Below are 24,187 nucleotides of genomic sequence, written 5' to 3' on the forward strand. Positions count from 1 at the left end.
ACCGTTACGTGTCCAACCCCACCAGAGTTGCGATTTTCGCAACGCGGCGTTAGCGTCTCCGGCCATGGACGAAACCGACCAGCTGAGAGAACGAGTGCGCCAGCTGATCCAGTCCATGCCCGTCCCCCAACGCGAGTTCGCCGCCGCCATCGGCCTGGACCAGACCAAACTCTCCAAGGCCCTCAATGGCGCCCGCCGTTTCTCCCCGCACGAGCTCGTCCGCGTCGCCGAATACTCCGGCGTCACGGTGAACTGGCTGCTCAACGGCAGCGACGACGCCAAAACCGTCACCGCCGTCCCAGCCCCCGCGGCGGGAACCGCCAGCGACCCCGACGACCTTGCGCACTCCGAGCCACGGCGGCGGATCCTCGAAACCGCCTGGCAGCTCATCGCCGAGCGCGGCTATCACCGGGTGCGCATCGCCGACATCGCGCAAGCGTGCGGCACCAGCACCGCGGCCATCCACTACCACTTCCCCACCAAAACCGAAGTTCTCGACGAAGCGTTGCGGCGCAACGTGAAGCTCGCTTTCGACCGGCAGGTCGCCGAGCTGCACGCGGTGCCCGGCGCGCACGACCGGCTGCTCAAGCTGGTCGAGCTCCAATTGCCCACCGAGGGCCTGCTGCGCGCCGAATGGTCGGTGTGGCTGCAGGTCTGGAACGAGGTCGCGCTCGACCCGCGGCTGCGTTCGCTCTACACCGACTCCTACGACCGCTGGTACCAGACCATTCTCATGACCATCCGCACCGGCCAGGAGCAGGGCGCGTTCCGCCTGGCCGACCCCGAGGCCGCCACCGCGCAGCTCACCGCGCTGATCGACGGCCTCGGCATCCAGGTGCTGACCGGACGGCCCGGCAGCACGGTGGGCGCGATGCGCGCGCACCTGCACGACTTCATCGACCGCTCGATCGTCCAAGGAGCCTGATGAACCACGAGGTCATCGTCACCTGCGCGCTCACCGGTGCGGGGGACACCACCCGCCGGAGCCCGCACGTCCCGGTCAGCCCGGCGCAGATCGCCGAAAGCGCCATCGAGGCCGCCAACGCCGGCGCGGCCGTGGTCCACATCCACGTGCGCGAACCCGAAACCGGAGCTCCGTCGCGGGACGTCGCGCTGTACCGCGAGGCAGTGCGGCTGGTGAAAGAGTCCGGTGTGGACGTCGTCGTCAACCTCACCGCGGGCATGGGCGGCGACCTCGTCATCGACGCCGAAGACCCGCTCAAGCCGGTCGACGGCACCGACCTCGTCAACGCGCACGACCGGCTCCCGCACGTCGAGGAACTCCTCCCGGACATCTGCACGCTCGACTGCGGTTCGCTGAATTTCGGCGAAGGCAACCAGCTTTACGTGTCCACTCCGGACATGCTGCGCACCGGCGCGAAGCGGATCCAGGAACTGGGTGTGAAGCCCGAACTGGAGATCTTCGACACCGGCAACCTGTGGTTCGCCACGAAAATGGTCGAGGAAGGCCTGATCGACCCGCCGCCGCTGTTCCAGCTGTGCATGGGAATCCCGTACGGCGCGCCGCCGGATCCCGGGCTGCTGCAGGCGATGGTGCACCTGCTGCCGGAAGGCGCGCAGTGGGCGTCGTTCGCCATCGGGCGCGACCAGATGCCGTGGGTCGCGCAGTCGGTGCTGCTGGGCGGGCATGTCCGGGTCGGGCTGGAGGACAACCTCTACTTGGCGCGCGGCGTCAAGGCCACCAACGGCCAGCTCGTGGAACGCGCGGTGGACATCGTGCAGAAGCTCGGCGCGGACATCGCCAGTCCGGACCGGGCGCGGGAAATCCTCGGGCTGAAGGAGCGCGTGAATGCCTGAGACCACTGTGGACACTGTCGCCTGCATCGGAGCGGGAGTCATCGGCGGCGGCTGGGTCGCGCATTTCCTCGCCCAGGGCTTCGACGTCCGGGCCTGGGACCCCGCGCCGGACGCCGCGGAGAAGCTCGAACGGCTCGTCAACGCAGCCTGGCCCGCGCTCACTGAGCTGGGGCTCAAGCCGGGCGCGAGTCGAGACCGGCTCACCGTCACCGCGACACTCGCGGAAGCCGTCGAAGGCGTGGGCTTCGTCCAGGAAAGCGCGCCGGAAGACTTGGCGCTCAAGCAGAAACTCCTCGCCGACATCGACGCCGTCACCGCGCTGGACGTCGTGATCGCCTCGTCCACCTCCGGCTACGGCATGACCGAAATGCAGGTCGCCGCGAAGACGCCGGAACGGCTCGTGGTCGGGCATCCGTTCAACCCGCCGTACCTGATCCCGCTGGTCGAGGTCGCGGGCGGGAAGCTCAGCGCGCCGTGGGCGGTCGAGCGGGCCGCCGAGTTCTACCGCCGCGTCGGCAAGTCCGTGATCACCATGGACCGCGAGGTGCCGGGTTTCATCGCGAACCGGCTCCAGGAAGCGCTGTGGCGGGAAGCCCTGCACATGGTCGCGAACGGCGAGGCGACCGTCGAACAGATCGACCTCGCGATCACCGACGGGCCGGGCCTGCGCTGGCCGATCCAGGGCCCGATGCTCACCTTTCATCTCGCGGGCGGCGAAGGCGGCATGGCGCACATGCTGGACCACTTCGGACCGTCGCTGAAGTCGCCGTGGACCCGGCTCGAAGCGCCCGAACTCACCAAGGACCTGCGCGACGCCGTGGTCGACGGCTGCGACGACGAGGCGGCCGGGCGGACCATCGCCGACCTGATCGCCGAACGCGACCGGGCGGTCATCGCGATCCAGCGCGCGGTCGGGCAGGCCCGTCGTGGCTGAGTACCGCGACCGGGTCCGTCCAGAGTGGATCGACTACAACGGCCATCTCTCCGAGCCCTACTACGTCCTCGTCTTCGGCGACGCGACCACCGCGCTGATGGACATCGCCGGCCTCGGCCCCGGCTACCGCGAGAGAACCGGGGCGTCGCTGTACACAGTGGAGGCTCACGTCCGGTATCTGCGCGAAGTCGGCGCGGACGCCGAGCTTGAAGTGACCACCGCCGTGCTGTCAGTCGGCGCGAAAAAGGTGCGGCTCTGCCACGAAATGCGGGTCGGCGGCGAACTCGTCGCCACCGAGGAGCTGTTGTGCCTGCACGTTTCCGGAGGCCGCGCGACGCCGTTCCCCGCCGAGGTGGCCACCGCGCTGGAGGCGCATCTCGCCCCGGTCCCGGACTACGCGGGACGCGCCATCGCCTAATCCCCTCCCCACCCCCTCGTGAGCGGCAATCCCGGTTCGCGCCGGGATTGCCGCTCACCCGCTCGAAAGTCACCCATGGAAGCCCGATGTAAACCGACCAACGTTTCCCGCCGCCGATTCCTCACCACCGCGCTCGCCGGTGCCGCGCTCGCCAGCACCGCACCCCTGCTGGCCGCCTGCGGCTCCACCGTCGCCGCGGCCGTCCCCTCCGGCCCGCCCAAACGCGGCGGCGCCCTCCGCGTCGGCGTCACCGGCGGAGGCGCGTCCGACACGCTCGACCCGCACATCCCGGCCACGAACCCGGACATCGCGCGGGTGCTCAACCTCTACGAGCCGCTCCTGCTGCGCGATCACGACTACCGGCTCCAGATGCTGGTCGCCGAATCGCTGAAGTCCTCGCCGGACGCGCGCACCTGGACCGCCGTGCTGCGGTCGGGCATCCGCTTCCACGACGGCCGCCCGGTGACCCCGGCCGACGTCGTCGCGACCTTCCGCCGGATCACCGACCCGAAGGACCCGAAGAGCGGCGCGGCCGGGCTGACCATGCTCGGCGAGGTCGTCGCCACCGGCGACCGGACCGTCGAATTCCGCCTCACCTCCCCGAACTCCGGGTTCGACGACTTGCTCGGCCAGTACAGCCTCGGCATCGTCCCGGCCGACTTCGACGTCAAGCGGCCGATCGGCACCGGACCGTTCAAAGCCGACACGTTCACCGCGGGCCTGCAGAGCACCTTCGTGCGCAACGAGCACTACTGGCGGCCGGGCGAGCCGTATCTGGACCGGTTGTCGCTCATCAACTTCTCCGACGACGACGCCCGGATCAACGCCCTCCTCTCGTCCCAAGTGGACGCGATCGACCAGGTTCCCGTCGCGCTCGTGGACGTGCTCCGCAGCGACCCGCGCATCCAGGTGCTGCGGTCGGAAACCGGGACCTGGCTGCCGTTCACCATGCGGGTCGACCGGCCGCCCTTCAACGACGTCCGCGTACGCCAAGCACTGCGCTTGGTGGTCGACCGCGAGCAGATGATCAACCAGGTGCTCAGCGGACAGGGCCGGGTCGGCAACGACCTGTACGCGCCCTTCGACCCCGCGTACAACCGGCAGTTGCCGCAGCGAAAGCAGAACATCGAGGAAGCGAAACGCCTGCTCGCCGAAGCGGGCAAGCCGAATCTCGACATCGAACTGGTCACCGCGCCGATCCAAGCCGGCGCGGTCGAGGCCGCGCAGGTGTTCCAGCAGCAAGCCAAGGCTGCCGGGGTGAACGTGCGGATCCGGAAGATCGACACCACCACGTTCTACGGCGAGAACTACCTGTCCTGGGATTTCGCGCAGGACTTCTGGTACACGCGCAACTACCTGCCGCAGGTCGCGTCCGGTTCGCTGCCGAAAGCGCCCTACAACGAAACCCATTGGAACGACCCGGAATTCACCGACCTCGTCACGCGGGCGAGCGCCACGGTCGATCCGAAGGCGCGCGCGGAACTGCTTAGCCGGGCGCAGCAGATCGAGTACGAACGCGGCGGGCTGATCGTGTGGGGCTTCGTCGACCAGGTCGACGCCTATCAGTCCTATGTGGCCGGATTCGTGCCGGACCGCACCGGGATTTCGCTGTCGGGCTACCAGTTCCGGCAGGTCTGGCTCGGCACGGCGGAAGGCGGCGCGGCATGACCAGACTGATCCTCAAACGGCTTCTCGTGAGCCTCGTGGTGCTGTGGCTGGTCACCCTGCTGGTGTTCGTCGCGACGCTGCTGCTGCCGGGCGATCCGGCCCGGGCCATCCTCGGCCAGCAGGCGACTCCGGAGCGGATCGCCGCGCTGCAGCACACGCTGCACCTCGACGAACCGGTCTGGCAGCGCTACCTCTCCTGGCTCGGCGGCCTGTTCACCGGCGATCTCGGCACTTCGACCTCGACCCAGGGCCCGGTCACGACGCTGCTGGCGGACCGGGTGTCGGCCTCGCTGGTGCTGCTTGTGCTCGCCGCGGTGATCGCCACCCCGCTCGGGCTCGCGCTCGGCACGTGGAGCGCGATGCGCCGCGGCCGCGCCGGCGACCAGGTGGTGTCCGGAATCAGCCTGGTGATCGCCGCGCTGCCGGAATTCGTCATCGGCGTGGCGCTCATCGTCCTCTTCGCGACCACAGTGTTCCGCTTTCTGCCCTCGGTCACGCTCACGCCGCCAGGCGAAGCGGTCTGGGCCCAACCAAGTCAGCTTGTCCTCCCCGTGCTCACGCTCGTGCTCGTCGTGACGCCGTACATCACGCGGATGATGCGCGCGACAATGAACGAAGTCCTCGATTCCGGGTACGTGGAAATGGCTCGACTCAAGGGAATGCGCGAGCGGACGGTGCTGCTGCGGCACGCCTTGCCGCACGCGGTCGGCCCGGTCGCGCAGGTCGTCGCGATCCAGCTGGCGTGGCTGGCCGGCGGCGTCGTGGTGGTCGAATTCCTGTTCCGCTACCCCGGCATCGGCCAGGCGCTGATCGACGCGGTCGGCAAACGCGATGTCGCCGTGGTCCAGGCGGTGACGCTGCTGATCGCCGCGGTCTACATCGTGGTGAACCTGCTGGCCGACGTGATCGGCATCCTCGCCGATCCCAAGCTCCGGACGGAGGCAGTGCGATGACCGCGGTCGAAGAGGAACAGGTAGTCCCCGCCGTCCCGGAAACGCCGCCACGCGCGGCCGGGCTGATCCGCGCCGCCTGGGCGTTCCCGCAGGCCAAGGTCGGCACCGTACTGGCCGGAGTCGTCATCCTCGTGGCGCTTCTCGGCCCGTGGCTCGGGCCGATCATCACCGGCCACACCACCACGGACTTCGCCGGAAAGCCGTTCAAACCGGACGGACTGATGGGCACCGACGGCCTGGGCCGCGACGTCCTCACCCGCTTCCTGGCTGGCGGCACCACGTTGCTGCTGTACGCCGTCCTCGCCACCGCCCTCGGCATCGTGCTCGGCGCGCTGCTCGGCATGATCGCCGGGTACGGCGGCGGCTGGCTGGACAGCCTGCTGATGCGCGGCAACGACGTCCTGCTGTCGTTCCCGCAGCTGGTGATCGCACTGCTGGCGATCGCGGTGATCGGCCCGAAAGGCTGGCTGCTGGTGCTGGTCATCGGGCTGACGCACGCGCCGCGGACCGCACGGGTCGCCCGGCAGGCCACCGTCTCGGTGCGCAACCACGACTACATCCGCGCCGCCGAGATGTACGCCGTCCCGCGCAGCCGGATCCTGCTGCGCGAGATCCTGCCGAACATCACCGGCCCGCTGATGGTGGAGCTGGGCTTGCGGCTGACCTATTCGATCGGCTACATCGCCTCGCTGTCGTTCCTGGGGCTCGGCATCCAGCCGCCGGCCGCGGACTGGGGCCTGATGATCAACGAGAACCGGATCGCGCTCGTCGTGCAGCCGTGGGGCGTGCTGCTCCCGGTGGTCGCGATCGCGGTGCTGGCCGTCGGCACGAACCTCGTCGCCGACTCGCTCGCCTCGGCCGCGGCCGGGCGGACCCGGGAGGGACGCGCATGACGACCGCTCTGGAGGTGACCGGGCTGGCCGTGCGCACCGCGGCGGGCCGTCCGGTGCTGCATTCGGTGTCCTACGAGATCGCGCCTGGCGAGGTTCTCGCGCTCGTCGGCGAATCCGGCTCCGGCAAGACGACCGCCGGACTGGCCGCGCTCGGCCATTTCCGGCGCGGGCTGGTGTCCGGCGGCGGCAAAGTGGTGCTGCATCCGCGCGACGGCGAACCCGTCGACGTCCTGACGCTCGACGACGCCGCGCGCCGCCAGTTGCGGGGCCGCGCTGTCGCGTACATTCCGCAAGACCCGGCGCTGTCGCTGAACCCCGCGCTGCGGGTCGGGCGGCAGATCGCCGAGGTGCTGGAAACGCACGGGTATCCGGGTTCCGCCGAGGACCGGGTGGCCGAGGTGCTCGCCGAGGTCGGGCTGCCGTCCGACGAGGCCTACCAGCGGCGATACCCGCATCAGCTGTCCGGCGGGCAGCAGCAGCGGGTCGGCATCGCGATGGCGTTCGCGTGCCGCCCGAGCGTCGTGGTGCTGGACGAGCCGACCACCGGGCTCGACGTGAAGACCCAGGCGCTGGTGTTGGAAACCGTCCGGCAACTGACCTCCGAACACGGCGTCGCGGCGCTCTACATCACGCACGACCTCGCCGTGGTGGCGCAGCTCGCGGACCGGGTTGCCGTGATGTACCAGGGAAACCTGGTCGAATGCGGCGTCGCCGATGAGGTGTTGCGGCGGCCGAAGCACGCGTACACCAAGCGGCTTCTCGCAGCGGTGCCCGACCTCGGTGCGGAACCCGCCGCTGCTCCCCCGCCGGACGACGCAGTGCTCGCCGCGCGCGACATCCGGCTGGCCTACGGGCAGCAGAAGGTGTTGCGCGGCATCGATCTCGCCGTGACGCGCGGCGAAAGCGTGATGCTGCTCGGCGAATCCGGCTCGGGGAAAACCACGCTGTCGCAATGCATCGCCGGGTTGAACCGCGGCTTCACCGGCACCGTCGCCCTCGAAGGCACGCCGCTGGCCCCGGCCGCCCGGCAGCGCAGCACCGATGAGCTCCGGCGGATCCAGTACGTCTTCCAGAGCCCGTTCTCGTCGCTGAACCCGCGCAAGACGATCGCGCAGTCGATCGAGGTTCCGTTGGTGCGCTTGACTTCCCTCTCCCGCGCTGAGCGCCGGAAGCGGGTCGCCGAGACCTTGGACCGGGTCCGCCTGCGGCAAGACCTCGCGAACCGGCTGCCCGACCAGCTCAGCGGCGGCGAACGGCAACGCGCCGCGATCGCCCGCGCGCTCGTCACCACGCCGGACGTCCTCGTGTGCGACGAGGTCACTTCAGCGCTGGACGTGTCCGTGCAGGCCACCATCGTGGAACTGCTCGGCGAACTGCGCCGGGAGCTCGGCATGGCGATGCTGTTCGTGACGCACAACATCGCACTCGCCCCGGAGGTGGCGGACCGGATCGCGGTCCTGCGGGGCGGCGAGATTGTCGAGGAGGGCACCGTCGAGTCGGTGCTGAACTCTCCGTCGCACGAGTACACCAGCGAACTTCTCGCTACGACGCCGAGGCTGTGAGGAGCCGATCATGACTGTGCACGGAGCGGTGAAGCCCGGTTACGAGGGCGTGCGAGAAGCGTTCGGCGACATCATCGAAGCGACCACCGGCGGAGCCGCGTTCAGCGTCTTCCGCGACGGCGCGCCGGTGGTGGAGCTGTGGGGCGGCTCGGCGGCGGACGGCGTGCCGTGGACCGAGGACACCCGGGCTGTGCTGTTCAGCGGCACCAAAGGCGTGGTCGCGACCATCCTGGCGATTCTGACCGCACAGGGGAAGCTAGACCCGGACGAACGCGTGACCCGCTACTGGCCCGAATTCGCCTTGGCGGGCAAGGAGGACGTGCCGGTCTCGCAGGTGTTGTCGCACACGGTCGGGCTGCCCTACGTCGAGCCCGACCTGCCCATGCTGGACAACGCGGCGAACGCGAACGCCCTAGCCGCTCAACGTCCATTGTGGACTCCCGGCACGAAGGTCGCGTACCACGCGCTCACCTACGGCTACCTCGCCACCGAGCTGGCCCGGCGCGTCACCGGCGAGGACCTTGGCACCCTCGTCCGCGAGCTCCTCGCCGAGCCGCACGGCCTCGACCTGCGGCTCGGCACCCCGCCGACCGTCCCGGTCGCGACCCTGCGACGCGCGCCCGGCTACCGGATCAGCACCTTCCTCCAGGACGAGGAACGCCGCCGGATCGTCGAACGGATGTACCGCGGCCTGCTCGATTCCGGCGACTCGATGAACTCGCCGGAATACCGCGGCGCGACGCTGGCCGCAGGCGGCGCGGTCGGCACCGCGACCGCGATGGCCCGCCTGTACGACCTGCTGCGCTCCGGCAAGCTCGTCCCGGACGAGGTCCTCGCCCAGGCCACCCGCACCTGGTCCGAAGGCATCGACGCGATCAACGACCGCCCGCTGCGCTTCGGCCTCGGCTTCGAACTGGCCGACCCGATCGGCACCTACGGCCCCGCCGACGCCGATCCCGCCGCCTTCGGCCATTCCGGCGCCGGCGGCGGTCGCCACGGCGCGTGGCCGACCCGGGGTTTGTCCTTCTCCTTCGTGACGAACGAACTCCAGGCCGAGGACGTCGACCACCGGGCTTCCTCGCTGCTGGAGGCGCTGCACGAGGCCGTCTGACCTACCGTGGACCGCATGCGGATCGTGTCCCTGCTGCCCGCCGCCACCGACTTGGTCGCCGTTCTCGGCAAGGCCGGCGACCTGGTCGGCCGCACCCACGAATGCGACTGGCCCGCCGAAATTGCGTCCGTGCCGGTGGTGACCGCCGCGGACCTCGACTCCGACACGCTGACCAGCCGCGAAATCTCCACCGCCGTCGACGCGTCGCACCAAGGATCGTCGCTCTACTCAGTAGACCTCGATCAACTGGCCGCACTCGCGCCAGACCTCGTGCTCACCCAAGACCTGTGCGAGGTCTGCGCGGTGTCCTACACGCGCGTCGCGGCGGCGGTGCGGATGCTCGACGCCGGACCGCGCGTGCTCAGCCTCGAACCGCGCACCCTGGACGAAGTCCTCGACTGCCTGACCACCCTCGGCGACGCGCTGGGCGTCCCGGACGTCGCCGCTGCCCGCGCAGCCGAACTCCGCTCACGGCTCACGGCCTTGCGGAGCAGGGTCGCCGGGCTCCCCCGGCCACGGGTGGTCGCGCTCGAATGGCTCGATCCGCTCTGGCCCGCCGGACACTGGGTGCCCGAGCAGATCACGGCCGCGGGCGGCACGCCGCTGCTCGCCGAACCGGGCGAGCACACCAAACCGATGACCTGGGACGCCGTCGCCGCCGCCCGCCCGGACGTCCTGCTCGTTCTCCCCTGCGGCTTCTCGCCGGACCGCACTGAGGCTGAACTCGACGTCCTCACCTCCCGCCCAGGCTGGGCCGACTTGCCCGCAGTCCGGAACAGCCGGGTCTGGCTCCTCGACGGCCCGGCGTACTTCAACCGCCCCGGCCCGCGAGTGGTGCGCGGCGCGGAGATCCTCGCGACCGTGCTCCACGACGTCCCCGCTGATCCACCAGTCAGCCCTGACGAAGCCCGCCCGATCTGACGCTTTCGCCCGCAACTCGCGTCCGCCGCTCCCCCGCAAATCCGGCCCTTCCCCCGAAAAGATCGCCCGTCCGGGAAGCCAACCGCCCCCTTTCGTGTTGTCCTCCATGCAGGACCGGCACGAAATGGGGTGCGTCGCTTGAGCTCATCCGAACGGCACGCGGCGGACTACCCGGCGCACCGGCTGGCCGTCGATCTCCCGATCGCCGCCCTCCTCATCGCCTCCCTCGCCCACTGGATCCGCGGCGCTCCCGCCGACGGCGTCATCTTCTTCGCCGCCGCGATCCTGCTGCTCTTCACCGAACGCCACAGCACCGCCGCCGACGCGCTCCTCGCACCGTCCACCCGGCTCCCCGGCACCTCGCTGATCGCCGCTGCCGCACTGGTAGCGCTCGTCTTCGGCCGCCAGACCGTGCCGATGTTCCTCACCATCGCCGCGATCGGCATCGGCGCGCTGGTCGTGGAATGGCGGGACCCCTCGCTCCCGCCGCAGCCAGTCCCGCACCGAGGCTGGCTGTGGGTCGCGCTGGCGATCTCCTGGTGTCTCTGGGAGCTCGTCTCCTTCATCTACGAACAAGCCGCGGGCGGACTCTCGCTCACGCACCCGACGATGAGCGACCTCGTCGACCCGATGCTCGACAACCGCGTCGTCCAAGCACTCGCGCTCGGCGTCTGGGTCGCGGCCGGGCTGGCGATGCTGCGCGCGGCCGCCGCGGCGAGGAGAACGGCATGAGCAGCAGGCTGATCACCGAAATCGGCTTCGGCGCGATCGTGGCCGCCGCGATCCTGCTGTGGCTCGGCAGCCATCTGTTCCCGAAGAAAATCCCGCCGCTGACCCGCGTGCTCTCGGCGCTGATGCGGAAGCGGTCGACCCGGATCGCGCTCGTGCTGGCCTGGTGGTGGGTCGGCTGGCACTTCTTCGTCCAAAGCTGACACAGAGCTAACACCAAGCTAATCATCGATTATTTCTGCTATAGTCGATGACATGACCAGCACCGAACGCCTCGAGGTCTCGCGGATCGTCCCCGCCCCCGCCAGCGCCGTTTTCGCGGTCCTCGCCGACCCGCAGGGCCACGTCGACATCGACGCCTCCGGAATGCTCATGGACGCCGAGGGCGAACCGGTCACCCAGGCCGGAGACCGCTTCGTGGTCCATATGGACCGCGAAGCGCTCGGCGACCGGCCCATCGGCAAATACGACGTCGAGGTCGTCATCACGAAGCTCGTCCCGGACGAGGAGATCGCCTGGACCGTCGAGGGCAGCCTCCGCCCGCACGTCCGCCACATCTACGGCTACCGGCTCGAACCCGCCGACGGCGGCACCCGCGTCACGTCCTATTACGACTGGTCGGAGCTCTCCGAGGAGTGGAAGGAGCGCCTCACGTTCCCGGTCGTTCCCGAGTCCGCGCTCAAGGCGACGCTCGGCATCCTGGAGCGCACCGTCCGCCGCCGCGCCGCCGGCTAGCGGTACCGCAGCGCGGTCGGCTTGCCCTGCTCCGCCAGATACTGCTCGAAGGTGACCACGCCGTCGGCATGGTTCGGCGCCAGATTCGCGCCGGTCGCGTAACCGCGCCCGATCCGCCCCGGCACCGGCACCGGCACCGAAACGAGCCGTTTGCCCTTCCCGGACGCGGCGAGCAGGGCACGCGCCAGATCCTCCGTAGTCCGCACTTCCGGGCCGCCGAAATCGGCGGCCCGGCCCCGCGGTTCGCCTTGGGCCAGTTCGACGAGCCGCGCCGCGACGTCGCGGACGTCGACGGGCTGGAACCGGAACTTCGGCACCGGCACGAGCGGCAGCCGCGCGGCGCCGGCGAGGATCGTCCGCACCAGCGAGTGGAACTGCGTCGCCCGCAGGATCGTGTGCGGCATCCCGGAATCCGCGATCACCTTCTCGGCCGCCAGTTTCGCCTGGTAGTAGCCCATCGGGATCTTGTCCACGCCGACGATCGAGACGTACACCAGATGCGGCGTCTGCCCGCTCCACCGCGCGGCCTCCACGAGCGTGCGCACCGTCTGGACCTCGCGGCGATAGTCCGTGGCGCAATGGATCACGGTGCCGACCCCGGCGACCGCGACGTCGATGCCCCGCCCGTCGCGCAGGTCGCCGGCTGTCCACTCGACACCTTCGCTGGACCGCCGTCGCCGGCTCAGCGCCCGCACCGGCGCCTCCGCGGCCCGGAGCCGTTCCACGACCACCCGGCCCAGTTGTCCGGTCCCGCCGGTGACGAGGATCTGCTCGGCCACGTGGTCCTCCCGCTGCCGCACCGCCCGGGCTCAGCCGGCTCTCGCCCGCCATCCTGGCATGCCGGGCACCGCGGGGGTCAAAACTTCGAGCGCCACCGCACAGTCGGCTCGTCCGTGCTGTCCCGGCGCGGCGCGTCCTTGCGCAGCAGCACCGACAACCGTCCGTAGGCGGTGATCAGCTCCGACGTCGCCTCGTTGCCCCGTCCCGCGCGAGCGTGGTCGAACGCCTGCCGCAGGGCGGCCAGCGCGGCCGGTTCCGCGGTCGAGAGCAGGCCCGCGGCTTCGGAAACGGTCTCCGCGAGCCCGTCCAGCATGGCTTTCGTTTCCGGCCGGCCGGGCGCGACTGTCAGCACCGGCGACAGCACGCGCAGCTGGTGGTGCAGGCGATAAAGCACGGCGAGCGGATCGTTGTGCCCGGCACTGTCCATCGTGCTGTCCTCCGCTCCGTCCCCGGGGAGACTCGGCGGGCGCTCCCCCATGACGCCAGGCGCCCGAATGATTTCGCTCAGGAGTCCTCCGCCTCCACCCCGTCCCGGTCGGCCCACTCCAGCAACGGCTCGAGCGAATACGCCACGTCGTCGATGCCCGCGTGCAGGTCGCCGAGTTCGGCGAACCGGGCGGGCACGGTCGCGATCGTGCAGTCGTGCGGGTCGACGTCGTCGACCTCGTCCCAGCGGATCGGCGTGGACACCAGCGCCTCCGGTACGCCGCGCACCGAATAGGCGCTGGCGATCGTGTGGTCGCGGGCGTTCTGGTTGTAGTCCACGAACAGCTTTTTCGGATCCCGGTCCTTGCGCCACCAGGTGGTGGTGACCTCGTCCGGAGCCCGCCGCTCGACCTCGCGGGCGAACGCGAGCGCCGCCCGGCGGACGTCCGCGAATCCCCAGCGCGGCTCGATCCGGACGTAGATGTGCATCCCGCTGCCGCCGGACGTCTTCGGCCAGCCGCGGATGTTCAGCTCGTCGAGGATTTCCTCGGCGACGTGCGCGACCCGGCGCACCGTCTCGAACCCGCATTCCGGCATCGGGTCGAGGTCGATCCGCCATTCGTCCGGCCGTTCGGTGTCCGCGCGCCGGGAATTCCAGGGATGAAACTCCACAGTGGACATCTGCACCGCCCACGCCACGTGCGCCAGCTCGGTCACGCACAGCTCGTCCGCGTGCCGGTGGTAGCGCGGAAACTGCACCCGCACCGTCTCCAGCCACGGCGGCGCACCGCCCGGCACCCGCTTCTGGTGCACCTTCTCCCCGGCCACCCCGGACGGGAACCGGTGCAGCATGCACGGCCGCTCCCGCAGCGCGCGCACGATCCCGTCGCCGACCGACAGGTAGTAGCGGACGAGATCGAGCTTCGTCTCGCCGCGCGCCGGGAAGTAGACCCGGTCCGGGTTGGACACCCGGACCGTCCGGTCCCCCACCTCGAGCTCGACGGCCTCGCCCTTCGCCATGGAACCGACCGTATCCGGAAATCGGCCGGTGCGTCAGCGGTCGAACGGCACGAGGGTGAAATGCCCGACGCCCTTGGCCGCGGAATAGACCGTCCACTGGTCCGGACCGTTGCCCGGGCCCTTGTCGTAGAGCAGCCGGTAGTCCGGCTTGCGCAGCGGCAGCCGGTGGAACCAGTGGTAGTTGATCCGGAGGATCGTTTTACTGAAGAAGCCGTCCTCGGCGAGCCGCTTGTTCACGATCTTCGTGACCTGGCTGCGGTCGGAGAACACGTCGAGGATCTGGCAGTCGCAGTAGTAGGCCAGCGTGCCGATCTCCCCCGGCCCGGCCACTGACTTGCCTTGCAGCCGCGCGCCGAGCTCCTTGCCGACCCGCGCGTAGTCGGTCGAACTCGCCCAGTTGCCGAAAATGACCGGCGACTGCCAGGGCACGCCCTGCGCGAGGTCCACGCCCACGTTGGCGAGCGCGACCGCGCCGCCGAGCCCGAGCGCGACGAGCGGCGGGACGCGGTTCAGCTTCGGCCGCTTCTTCGTCTCGGCGTGCCAGACGCCGATCATCAGGACCGCGAACGAAGCCGTGCTGACGATCGGGGTGACGTAGTACCAGTGGTACGGGCCGACGCCGAGCGTCGAGTAGACGATGTAGTAGACAACGCCGCCCGCGCCGAGCGCGACGACCGGGGCCAGCTGCGGGAAGTCGTCCCAGCGGCGCGCGAAGCGCAGGGCCAGCCAGCCGAGCAGCACGGTCACGCCGACGAGCGCCGAGGCGAAGGCGACCATCACGGTGAACGGCAGGTACAGGAAGTACATCATCGGACCGCTGAAGTAGCCCCAGGCGCCGAAGAGGCCTTCCTGGTCCTGCTTGATCACCAGGGTGTCCGGGATGAAGGAGCCGAGGGCGAACCAGCTCGTGAGGAACCACGGCGCGGACACCACGACCGCGGCGGCCACGGCCGTCCAGAACTTCTTCCGGATCGCCGCGGTGGAGAAGGCGATCACCAGGACGAACACGACCAGGTCGAGGCGGGTCAGCACGGTCAGCGCGGCGACCGCGCCGAACAGCACCGGCCGCTTCTCCAGCGCGGCCACGACGAGCCACAGCAGGACGGCCGGGACGAGCAGCACCTCGAGGCCGGTGGCCGACAGCAGGAACGGGTTGGCGATCACCAGCAGCAGGCCCAGCACGCCGACCCACGGCGACAGGCCGAAGCGGCGGGTCAGCCGTGCCCACGCCCAGCCGATCGCGGCGCTGCTCAGCACGGTGAGCGCGCCCAGCGCCACCACCGTGTGCGCGGAGCCGCTGATCCGCGTGACGAAGGTCAGGAACCCGAGCAGCAGGACGTCGAGCGGCGACGTCGCGGAGTTCGCGATCGAGCCGGGAACGAGCGCCCATTCCCCGTGCAACGCGAGATTCTTCGCATACGACAGGGTGATGTACCCGTCGTCGGTGAGGCTCCCGCGCACGAGCAGGAACGAGAGCAGGCCGAGCACCGCGGCGGCCACCGGCAGCCACGCGGCGAGGCGGGACCGGACGGGAACGCGCGCGCTCTCCGCGCTGTTCGAGTCGTCCGAAGTCGTGAGCACAGATTCATCCACCGACATGATCCCGGAACAGTAGAGGGTGTCTGACAAGCAGATGCTAACGGGCTGTCCGAAACGTCGGTGCCTCCGCACCCGCTGCACCAGCGGTACCGGTTTCGCAACGGTTTCCCGCCGCGCGGCGCAATTTCCCGCAGTTTCACGCCAGTGCGTGCCGTCCCCCGGCGCGGTCGGCGCCCTGGTCGAGGATCCGGGTCGCCACGCGGGTGATCGCGGCGTCCAGTTCGGACCGGTCGCCGGCGCCCCAGTCGCCGAGGCGTTCGGCGATCCAGTCGTGCCAAGCGCGCACGAGCTTGTCCCATTCGCGCGTCCCGGATTCGGTGAGCGACCAGCTGTCCCGCGCGTAGTTCAGGTGCCCGGTGAGTTCCAGCCGCGCGAAGGCCGGTTCGAGAACCTGCGCCGGGACGCCGTGGTCCTCGCCGATCGCTTCGAGCGTCGCCGGACGGCCGGCCCGCTCGCGAAGCCGGACCTGCAGAACGCACCACAGGCCGCCGACGTCCAGTTCGGACCCTGCCCGCGCGACGATCGCGGGCGCGGCTTTGCGGCGTTCCCGGAACAGCAAAGTCGCGATGGCCCGTTCGAGTTCCCGGTCGGGTTCGTGCGCTTCGGGCATCGCGAATCCGTCGCCGAGGTCCGGCGCGGCGGCGCGGGCGGTGTCGCGCAACGGCATTTCCTTGAGGAAGAACGCGAGCACGAAGGCGACCAGCCCGACCGGCGCGGCATAAAGGAACACGACGTGCAGCGAATCCGCGTACGCGCTGATCACCGGTTCCGAAATCGTCGCGGGCAAATGGTGCAAGGCCAGCGGGACCTGGACGGCTTTCGGGTCGACGCCCGGCGGCAGCGGGTGTTCGGCAAGCGCTTTGGCCAGATTCGGGCCGAGCTGATTCGCGTAAATGGTGCCGAAAATCGCCGCGCCGAACGAACTGCCGATCGAACGCAGGAAGGTCACCCCGGACGTCGCGACGCCGAGATCCTTGTAGTCCACGGTGTTCTGCACCGCGATGGTCAGCACCTGCATGCCGAGCCCGATCCCGAGGCCGAGCACCGCCATGTAGAGCGCGGATTCCCAGAACCCGGTGTGCGGCCCGAGCCGCGACAGCAGATACAGCCCGACCGTCATCACCGCGGATCCGACCAGCGGATAGATCTTGTACTTCCCGGTCCGGCTGACCAGCGTGCCGGACAGGATCGAGGCGACCAGCAGCGCGAGCACCATCGGCAGCAGCCGCACGCCGGACGTCGTCGCCGACACGCCCTGGACGTACTGCATGTAGGTGGGCAGATAGGACAGCGCGCCGAGCATCGCGAACCCGACGACGAAGCTCATGATCCCGGCGACGGTGAACACCGGATTCCGGAACAGCCGCATCGGCAGCATCGGCTCCCGCGCGCGCAGTTCGACCGCGACGAACGCGCCCAGCAGCACCACCGAGCCCGCGGCCATGCCGATGATCACCGGCGAACCCCACGCGTACGTGGTCCCGCCCCAGCTCGTGACGAGCGTCAGCCCGGTCGCGGCGAGGCCGATCAGCAGGATGCCGAGGTAGTCGATCACCGGCTTGACCGCGGCGCGCACGCTCGGCATCGCCGACGCGGCCACCGCGAGCACCACCACCGCGAGCGGGATGTTGACGTAGAACGCCCAGCGCCAGGACAGGTGGTCGACGAACAGCCCGCCCAGCATCGGCCCGGCCACGGTCACGACGCCGAACACCGAGCCGAGCGCGCCCTGGTACTTGCCGCGTTCGCGCAGCGGGACGACGTCGGCGATCAGCGCGGTCGAGGTGACCATCAGCCCGCCGCCGCCGAGTCCCTGCACCGCGCGCCAGATGATCAGCCAGGTCATGCTGTCGGCGAACCCGCAGAAGAACGAGCCGACGCCGAACACGATCACCGACAGCTGGAACATCAGCTTGCGGCCGAACAGGTCGCCCAGTTTGCCGACGACGACCGTCATGATCGTCTCGGCCAGCAGGTACGCGGTGACGACCCAGGACAGATGCCCGGCCCCGCCGAGGTCGCCGACGATGGTGGGCAGCGCGGTCCCGACGATGGTCTGGTCCAGCGCGGCGAGCAGCATGCCGAGCACCACCGCGCCGAACACCGCGTGGATCTTGCGCCGGGACAGCGCCGCCGGCGCCGGTTCTTCCCGGATCTCCTCCGCCGTGGCCGTCATCGGCTCCTCCTCGCGCGCCCGCGCCGGGCCGCTCCCGGCGCGTCCACGTAAGCACCTCGGTCCACTGTGGAATAGCCGCCAGGCCCCGTTGTCGCCCGTTCCGGTGACCGCGGCGGACCGACGGTCCGGCGCGCGCTTCACGTCTTGCCTACCCGCCGCCTCCTCGGGTCGCGTCGAGCATGGCTGGCTGTTTCGCCAGCCCGGACGTCGGCCGGGTACCGTGTTCGACGGTCAGTCCCCGCATCGCGACCGGGTAGTCGAACCGGTACACCGCGACCGGCTCGCGCAGTTTGTCGCCGCGCAGGTACGTCGGGACTTCGGTGGCCTTCGCGTCGGCGAACAACGGCACGTACGGCCCGCCGGCGTCCGCGGAGTAGGCGACGCTGGCCAGCGACTGCGCGTCCGGACCAGGGGCGAACCGGTAACGGACCGGCTGCACGATGCCGTCCGCCAACGAGGCCGGAGTCCGGCACGGCACGACGAAAGCATTGGTCCAGTCCAACGTCACCGGCGCGCTCGGGGGGATCTCCTTCGTCAGCGGCGCCAGTCGCGGAATCCGGGGTGCGGTGACCCCGACCCAGCCGGACGGACCGGGGTCCGCGTCGCGCGCGACGACCCGGACCCGTCGCGCGCCCGGCGCCTGCCAGCGGGGATCGAACCGCGCGTCGCGCCACTTCCCGCTGCCGTCCCCTTTGGCCTTCACGGCCGCGAGCACGGTCCCGTCCGCTTTCGCGAACTCCATCGACACCTGCACTTTCCCATGCCCGGCAAAGGAAATCACGACCGGAGCCGAATCCTTCGCCCCGATGTCGGCGGGCAGGTCGTACCACCCGGTGGTGAGCGTGCCGGTCCCGGACGGCGACCGGTAGGAACTCCACGCCGGGTGCGCCGGGTCAGTGCCGTACGGGGTCCGCGGCGCCGAGTCCGGCGGGAACGTGGCGTTCATCGCGAACCCTTCCGCCGCGGCCGGGGCGGACGGCCGGAGCACCCCGGCGCCGACGTCCGGCTCGACGTCCAGCCAGTCCTCGACGCCGCAGGAGCTTCCGGCGCTGCCAGCACTTGGCGCGAGGCCGAGCGAAGCCAGGTTCGACCGGCCGACGGAGTAGGTGTCCCACCGCAGTTTCACCGCTTGCGCCTGCCCGGCCAGCTCGACCGCCACCGTCGCGGCGGCCACCGCGACGATCGCCCAGCCGGACCTCGGCAGCCAGCGCGGCGCGCGCCCCGCCTCCGGCCGCCGCTTCGCGCTCAGCCAGGCCCCGGCGAGCACGCCGCCGAGCGCGACGGCCAGCCCGGCCCAGAGGACCAGATCCGCCAGCCGCACGCCCTTCACCGAGGGAACGGAATCGCCCCAGCGGACGTCGTAGTCCGACTGCATCCACCACCGGTCCGGCGCGGACCAGGCCAGCCACGTCGTCGCCGCGGCCAAGCCCAGCGCCGCCGCCCGTGCCCACACCGAGGAAAGCGCTCCGCGCGCGACGGTGTGCACCAGCATCACGGTCACCAGCGTGCCGAACCCGGCCAGCGCACCGAAGTGGTGCGTCCACTTCGTCGGCGTGAACGCGAGCACGACGAGACACAGAACGCTGACGACGACCATCCGGCGGGCAGGCCCGACGGCCAGTCCCGGAGCACGGCGCCGGATCAGCAGCACAGCCGTCAGCGCCATCGCCAGGAACATCAGCAGCACCGGCACTCGGCGGTTCAGCGCGCCCTCGACCACCGACGGGTCGAGCAGGGTCGTGTAACGGGTGATTTCGCTCTGCCACGGGAGATCCGGGCCGATCTGCTGACGGACGACGGTCGACTGCAGGACGGCAGTCAGCGGCTGGTCGTAGAACGCCGTCAGCAACGCGCTGCCCGCGGCTCCGGCGACGACCGCGATCGCGCCGAGCACCCGGAGGTCGGCACGCCTGCGCACCAGCCGGACGAGGGGGCGCGCTCCGGCGACGAACGGCAGGAATGCCGCGACTCCGAGCGGGTTGGTCGTCGCGGTGGCGCCGGCGACCACGAGCCCGACCGCGACCGGCGTCACCGCACCGGTCGCCACGGCACGCTCGACCAGCGCGAACACCGCCAGCGAGCCGAACACGATCCACGGCTCCGGCCGCAGCCCGACGTCGAAGGCCAGGTACCACGCCAGGAACAGCGCCGCGGCCGCCCAGCGGGTCCACCGGCCCGGCCGGTCGACCAGGCGCGGCAGCACCAGCCGATCGATCAGGAACCAGGACGCCAGCCCCAGCAGCACCGAGGGCAGCCGCATCCACACCATGGCCGGCGAGATGCGGCCGAGCAGCGCGTACAGCTCGTAGTACCAGCCCCACGGCGCTTCCGGCGCGTTGAACCAGCGGAAGTAATTGCCGGTGAACCCGCTCGATTCCCGAGCGCGCAGCATCGTCGAGATGTATCCGTCGTCCACGGTGAGCGCACCGATGACGGACCAGACTCCGAGCACCCCGGTCACGACGACGTCCGCCGGCCGCGGCACCCACGCCCGCCGGGGGAACAGCCGGACCTTTCGCGCGGCACGCCGGTCGCGCCGGATCAGCAGCACGATCATGCCGAGCAGCGCGAGCAACGAGACCACGCCGAGCGCGACCTTCAGCACGCTCGGCGAGCTGACCCATCGGGTGTCGGGTTCGACCTGCGCGGACACCGTGCCCGGACGCTCGGTGTACAGGCCGGTGACGGCCGGGCGGCTCGCAGTCCTGGCGGTGCCGACGGCAGTGCCTTGGCCGTCCGAGTGCACGGTCAGCCGGCAGTCGCCGCCGGACGGCCGGCGGAGCAGCTCGGCACCGCCGAGTTCGGCTCTGACCGTGCCGTCGACCGCCCGGATCTCCAGCCCGCCGCCGAGCGGCTCGGCGCCTTGTTTGCCTCCCGGCGGAGTGGTCGCCAGGATCAGCCCGTTCGGGTCGGCGCATCGGACGGTCGCGTCCATTCTGGCCGGGTGGTACGGGTACGACGGCAGCGCGGTGTCCTGCGCTCCGTTCCAGCGGTACGTCGTTGTCTCGGTGTTCACCGGCGCCACGGTGAACAGCACCGCGGTCAGGGCGGAAAGGAGCCCGAGGCCGATGATGAGCCAACGATCGCCGGGTTGTCCGCGTGCGGTGGCGTCGGAATCTGGGGACGGCATCGCGCGCAGTTTAGTGTTCCGGGGTTTCCCCGCCGTGAAGCGGCCTCGCCGCGCACCGGTTCCGTCCGTCCACTGTGGAACATCCGCCCGCCGTCGGCATCGCCCGTTCCGGCCGCCTCAGCGCTCTGGCGGACGCCCGCTTCCGCCGATACCCTGGATACCCCCGGCGGCTGCCCGAAAGTCTCCGCGCGCACCGTCCATCGTGGACATCCGCGCAGCTCCAGCACGATTTCCGGATTTCAAACGGGTCCTGCCCGATTTACCCGGTTCCTCCACGGTGATCTGGAGCACACCTTAAGTCCAGCCTAGGTGTGCTGCGTCACGCCGCCCGGTACCGCTAGCGTCTCGCAACCATGGAATCCACAGTGGTCGCCAAAGAGGGCGACAACTACACGAAAGCACTGGGCAATCGCCAGGTGCAGATGATCGCGATCGGCGGGGCGATCGGGGTCGGGCTCTTCCTCGGCGCGGGCGGGCGGCTCCACGAAGCGGGACCGTCGCTGGTCCTTTCCTACGCGCTGTGCGGCATCGCGGCCTACTTCGTGATGCGGGCGCTCGGCGAACTCGTCATGCACCGGCCGAGCTCCGGCAGTTTCGTCACCTACGCCCGCGAGTTCATCGGGCCGTGGGCCGGCTTCGTCTCCGGCTGGATGTACTGGCTGAACTGGGCGATGACCGGGATCGCGGAGATCACCGCGGTCGCGATCTACGTGCACAAGTGGCTGCCGGACGTGCCGCAGTGGATCACCGCGCTGATCGCGCTCGGCGTGCTGATGGCGGTCAACCTGCTGAGCGTGAAGCTGTTCGGGGAACTGGAGTTCTGGTTCTCCGTCGTGAAGGTCCTCGCGATCATCGTGTTCCTGGTGACCGCGCTCGGGCTCGTGTTCACCGGCGCGAACATCGGCGGCACCACCGCTGGCGTGCACAACCTGACCGACCACGGCGGGTTCTTCCCGGCGGGCGTCGGCATCGCGCTGATGACGCTGCAGGCGGTCGTGTTCGCCTACTCCGCGATCGAGGTCGTCGGCATCGCGGCCGGCGAGACCAAGGACGCGCGCAAGGTTCTCCCGAAGGCGATCAACGGCGTCGTCTGGCGGATCGGCGTCTTCTACGTCGGTTCGGTGCTGCTGCTGGCGATGCTGATGCCGTGGCCGTTCTACAACGGCGGCGAAAGCCCGTTCGTCACGGTCTTCTCGCGGCTGGGCATCGGCGGCATCGGCGACGTGATGAACGCCGTCGTCCTCACCGCCGCGCTTTCCTCGTGCAACTCGGGCCTGTACTCCACCGGCCGCATCCTCCGCGCGCTCGCCGACGAGGGCGAGGCGCCGAAGTTCGTCGGCAAGATGAACTCGCGGCACGTGCCCTACGGCGGAATTCTCTTCACCTCGGTGGCCTACGTGCTCGGCGTGGTGCTGAATTACATCGTGCCGTCGAAGGCTTTCGACATCGCCACCGCGATCGCGTCGCTCGGCGTGGTCGCGACATGGGCGACTCTGGTGTTCTCGCAGATGCGCATGCGCCAGGCGGCGTTGCGCGGCGAACTGGAGCGGCCGAGCTACCGGATGCCCGGCGCACCGTACACCGGCTGGGCCACTCTCGGATTCCTCGTGCTGGTCGTGGTGCTGATGGGATTCTCCGACGGAGCCGAGAAGATCGCGTTCTACTCGATCCCGGCGATCGTCGTGGTGCTCGCGCTCGGCTGGCGCATCGTGTCCCGCAAACGGCAGGCGCGCACCGGCGCCTGAGCAAAGCCCGCGTTCCCCCATCCCCGCGAACGCGGCACCGGCCCGGCCGCTCCTCCGACACCACCGGAGGGGCGGCCGGGTTTCTTACCACAGCGGGAAGTCGACCCCGTGTTCTGCTTCCGGCCGCGGTCCGAAGATGCGCCGGTCGGCCTCCTCGATGCGCCGGTCGTTGATCGACGCCTCGCGCCTGCTCATCAGGCCGTTCTCGGCGAATTCCCAGAGCTCGTTGCCGTAGCTGCGCCACCATTGCCCGTCCGCGTCGCGGCTCTCGTACTGGAACCGGACCGCGATGCGGTTCTCGCGGAATCCCCACAGTCCCTTGCGCAGCGCGTAATCCTGCTCGCGCTCCCACTTCGCCGCAAGGAATTCGACGATCGCGGCACGGCCGACCACGTGCGTGTCCCGGTTGCGCCACACGGAATCCGGCGTGTAGGCCAGCGAGACTTTCTCGGGATCCCGGGTGTTCCACGCGTCCTCGGCGGCCTGGACCTTCTTCAGCGCGGCGGACAGGTCGAACGGCGGGAACGGGGGCCGCGATTCGGTCATGACGGGGTCCTTTCAGTTGATGAGCTGGGGATTGCGCGGATACGGCGTGTGCGCGACCTGACGCGGCGCCGGACCTCCGGAGACGATGCGCCGCACCTCGAGCCGGACGATCCGGCCGGTGTAGCCGTCGTCGCCCGAGCGGCCCGCTTCGCCCCATTCGATCGCGGCGGTCCCGGAGACCTGCAGGACGCGGCCGGTGGCGAAGTCGAAGAAGAGCAGCGCGGCTTCCGGGTTCGCGGCGATGTTGCCGAGGCTGTTGAACAGGTTGTTGCCGGGATAATCGGGCCACCACAGGGCATTTCCCTCGACACGGACGAACCCGGGCGCGCCGCCGCGATGGGACGCGTCCGCGCCGTGGCCGGGGTTCACGGTGCCGAGGAAGAACGTGTCGGCTTCTTGGATCAGCTCGGTGTCGCCAGGACTCAGCTCTGGGCGGGTCTGCGCTGGTGCTGTCGGTTCGATTTCCTCGGACAGCACGCGCTGCTGAATGTATTGCGGGCAGTTGCCGTACGCCTGCTCGATATCCACGATCAGGTGGTCTTCGGCGACGGTCGAGAGACTCCCGTTGATCCGGACCCGGCGGCGCGTGGCGAACTCGATGCTCGTCATCCCGAGCTGCTGCCCGGCCGGGAGCCCGTGCAGCGGATCGCCCTCCGGGATCCCGCGGCGGATCGCGAGCGTGGTCGCCGACCTGGTTTCGAGGAACCCGGGCGGGCCGACGATCGGCGACGTCCACAGCTGCCCCGCTGCGTCGCGTCCGGTGATGACGAGAAGCGTTCGCTCGGCCAGGAACCCCGCCATTCCCGCGGAAATCCCGGCTGGTTCGGCCATCCGCGACAAGCGCGCGGCCTGGCGTTCGACTCCGGCCTCGCGCTGGACCGCCAGCTCGCCGGCGTGGAAGACCTGCTGGATCGCCTGGTTCATGCCACCTCCTTTTCTCACGGGTCGCACGATGATGTTCCGTGAGAAGTTCTAGCAGTCGCTTCTCACGGATGCAACCCATTCCATCCGTGATACGGTCTC

General features: G+C 70.0%; 22 protein-coding genes. 14 read left to right on the plus strand and 8 right to left on the minus strand.

Translation table 11 applies throughout. The features are described 5' to 3' along the window. The first annotated feature begins 64 nt into the window (after window positions 1-64). The 13 genes from ABD156_RS20140 to ABD156_RS20200 all read left to right on the plus strand — a co-directional run bounded on the left by ABD156_RS20140 (window position 65) and on the right by ABD156_RS20200 (window position 11,742). Window positions 65-925, plus strand: coding sequence for a TetR/AcrR family transcriptional regulator (locus tag ABD156_RS20140; RefSeq protein ID WP_344275504.1), 861 nt, complete (start codon window positions 65-67; stop codon window positions 923-925). Continuing rightward, window positions 925-1,818: a beta-keto acid cleavage family enzyme gene (locus ABD156_RS20145; RefSeq protein ID WP_344275507.1), complete on the plus strand. Its 894-nt coding sequence runs from the start codon at window positions 925-927 to the stop codon at window positions 1,816-1,818. Before ABD156_RS20140 ends, ABD156_RS20145 begins: the two co-directional genes overlap by 1 nt. Next, window positions 1,811-2,752, plus strand: a complete 942-nt coding sequence (locus ABD156_RS20150) for a 3-hydroxyacyl-CoA dehydrogenase NAD-binding domain-containing protein (protein ID WP_344275510.1) — start codon at window positions 1,811-1,813, stop codon at window positions 2,750-2,752. Before ABD156_RS20145 ends, ABD156_RS20150 begins: the two co-directional genes overlap by 8 nt. Next, entirely contained in the window at window positions 2,745-3,170 is a 426-nt protein-coding gene (locus ABD156_RS20155) for a thioesterase family protein (RefSeq protein WP_344275514.1), read from the plus strand. Before ABD156_RS20150 ends, ABD156_RS20155 begins: the two co-directional genes overlap by 8 nt. A 75-nt stretch (window positions 3,171-3,245) precedes the next feature. After that, window positions 3,246-4,838, plus strand: coding sequence for an ABC transporter substrate-binding protein (locus ABD156_RS20160; RefSeq protein ID WP_344275517.1), 1,593 nt, complete (start codon window positions 3,246-3,248; stop codon window positions 4,836-4,838). Then, window positions 4,835-5,791 (plus strand): ABC transporter permease, encoded by a 957-nt coding sequence (locus tag ABD156_RS20165; protein ID WP_344275520.1) that lies wholly within the window; start codon window positions 4,835-4,837, stop codon window positions 5,789-5,791. Before ABD156_RS20160 ends, ABD156_RS20165 begins: the two co-directional genes overlap by 4 nt. Next, complete coding sequence (locus ABD156_RS20170; protein ID WP_344275523.1) at window positions 5,788-6,684, plus strand: ABC transporter permease; 897 nt, start codon at window positions 5,788-5,790, stop codon at window positions 6,682-6,684. Before ABD156_RS20165 ends, ABD156_RS20170 begins: the two co-directional genes overlap by 4 nt. Further along, complete coding sequence (locus ABD156_RS20175) at window positions 6,681-8,246, plus strand: ABC transporter ATP-binding protein (RefSeq protein WP_344275526.1); 1,566 nt, start codon at window positions 6,681-6,683, stop codon at window positions 8,244-8,246. The genes ABD156_RS20170 and ABD156_RS20175 overlap by 4 nt, the downstream gene beginning before the upstream one ends. Before the next feature lie 10 nt (window positions 8,247-8,256). After that, window positions 8,257-9,357, plus strand: a complete 1,101-nt coding sequence (locus tag ABD156_RS20180) for a serine hydrolase domain-containing protein (protein ID WP_344275529.1) — start codon at window positions 8,257-8,259, stop codon at window positions 9,355-9,357. Window positions 9,358-9,372: 15 nt separating this feature from the next. Beyond that, the gene (locus tag ABD156_RS20185; RefSeq protein ID WP_344275533.1) at window positions 9,373-10,278 is read left to right on the plus strand and encodes a cobalamin-binding protein; all 906 of its coding nucleotides are present in this window, start codon (window positions 9,373-9,375) and stop codon (window positions 10,276-10,278) included. 129 nt (window positions 10,279-10,407) lie between these two features. Next, a complete protein-coding gene (locus ABD156_RS20190) occupies window positions 10,408-11,010 on the plus strand; it encodes a hypothetical protein (protein WP_344275536.1) in 603 nt (200 codons plus the stop codon). Next, window positions 11,007-11,210 (plus strand): DUF6186 family protein, encoded by a 204-nt coding sequence (locus tag ABD156_RS20195; RefSeq protein WP_344275539.1) that lies wholly within the window; start codon window positions 11,007-11,009, stop codon window positions 11,208-11,210. Before ABD156_RS20190 ends, ABD156_RS20195 begins: the two co-directional genes overlap by 4 nt. A gap of 52 nt (window positions 11,211-11,262) precedes the next feature. After that, window positions 11,263-11,742, plus strand: coding sequence for an SRPBCC family protein (locus ABD156_RS20200; protein WP_344275543.1), 480 nt, complete (start codon window positions 11,263-11,265; stop codon window positions 11,740-11,742). Here ABD156_RS20200 and ABD156_RS20205 read toward each other — a convergent pair. From ABD156_RS20205 to ABD156_RS20230, 6 genes are all read right to left on the minus strand, one after another. Next, window positions 11,739-12,521, minus strand: a complete 783-nt coding sequence (locus ABD156_RS20205; protein WP_344275545.1) for an SDR family oxidoreductase — start codon at window positions 12,519-12,521, stop codon at window positions 11,739-11,741. The two genes, ABD156_RS20200 and ABD156_RS20205, sit on opposite strands and share 4 nt — an antisense overlap. A gap of 77 nt (window positions 12,522-12,598) precedes the next feature. After that, window positions 12,599-12,949 carry a hypothetical protein gene (locus tag ABD156_RS20210; RefSeq protein ID WP_344275547.1) on the minus strand — a complete coding sequence of 117 codons (351 nt, stop codon included), beginning with the start codon at window positions 12,947-12,949 and terminating at the stop codon, window positions 12,599-12,601. A gap of 77 nt (window positions 12,950-13,026) precedes the next feature. Then, window positions 13,027-13,968: a non-homologous end-joining DNA ligase gene (gene ligD / locus ABD156_RS20215; RefSeq protein WP_344275550.1), complete on the minus strand. Its 942-nt coding sequence runs from the start codon at window positions 13,966-13,968 to the stop codon at window positions 13,027-13,029. 33 nt (window positions 13,969-14,001) lie between these two features. Continuing rightward, a complete protein-coding gene (locus tag ABD156_RS20220; protein ID WP_344275551.1) occupies window positions 14,002-15,567 on the minus strand; it encodes a hypothetical protein in 1,566 nt (521 codons plus the stop codon). Between the two features lie 136 nt (window positions 15,568-15,703). Further along, window positions 15,704-17,743: an MDR family MFS transporter gene (locus ABD156_RS20225; RefSeq protein ID WP_344275554.1), complete on the minus strand. Its 2,040-nt coding sequence runs from the start codon at window positions 17,741-17,743 to the stop codon at window positions 15,704-15,706. Window positions 17,744-17,891: 148 nt separating this feature from the next. Beyond that, the gene (locus tag ABD156_RS20230) at window positions 17,892-20,873 is read right to left on the minus strand and encodes an arabinosyltransferase domain-containing protein (RefSeq protein ID WP_344275557.1); all 2,982 of its coding nucleotides are present in this window, start codon (window positions 20,871-20,873) and stop codon (window positions 17,892-17,894) included. A 353-nt stretch (window positions 20,874-21,226) separates the two neighbouring features. On the opposite strand from ABD156_RS20230, the gene ABD156_RS20235 reads away from it, so the two are divergent. Continuing rightward, complete coding sequence (locus tag ABD156_RS20235) at window positions 21,227-22,618, plus strand: amino acid permease (protein ID WP_344275560.1); 1,392 nt, start codon at window positions 21,227-21,229, stop codon at window positions 22,616-22,618. A gap of 84 nt (window positions 22,619-22,702) precedes the next feature. Here the strand turns inward: ABD156_RS20235 and ABD156_RS20240 are convergent, their stop codons facing one another. Together ABD156_RS20240 and ABD156_RS20245 are read right to left on the minus strand one after the other, a co-directional pair. Further along, window positions 22,703-23,164: a nuclear transport factor 2 family protein gene (locus tag ABD156_RS20240; RefSeq protein WP_344275563.1), complete on the minus strand. Its 462-nt coding sequence runs from the start codon at window positions 23,162-23,164 to the stop codon at window positions 22,703-22,705. A 12-nt stretch (window positions 23,165-23,176) separates the two neighbouring features. Next, complete coding sequence (locus ABD156_RS20245; RefSeq protein ID WP_344275566.1) at window positions 23,177-24,088, minus strand: pyridoxamine 5'-phosphate oxidase family protein; 912 nt, start codon at window positions 24,086-24,088, stop codon at window positions 23,177-23,179. Between the last annotated feature and the right edge of the window lie 99 nt (window positions 24,089-24,187).

It is taken from the genome of Amycolatopsis albidoflavus (assembly GCF_039525725.1).
Lineage (GTDB): Bacteria > Actinomycetota > Actinomycetes > Mycobacteriales > Pseudonocardiaceae > Amycolatopsis > Amycolatopsis albidoflava.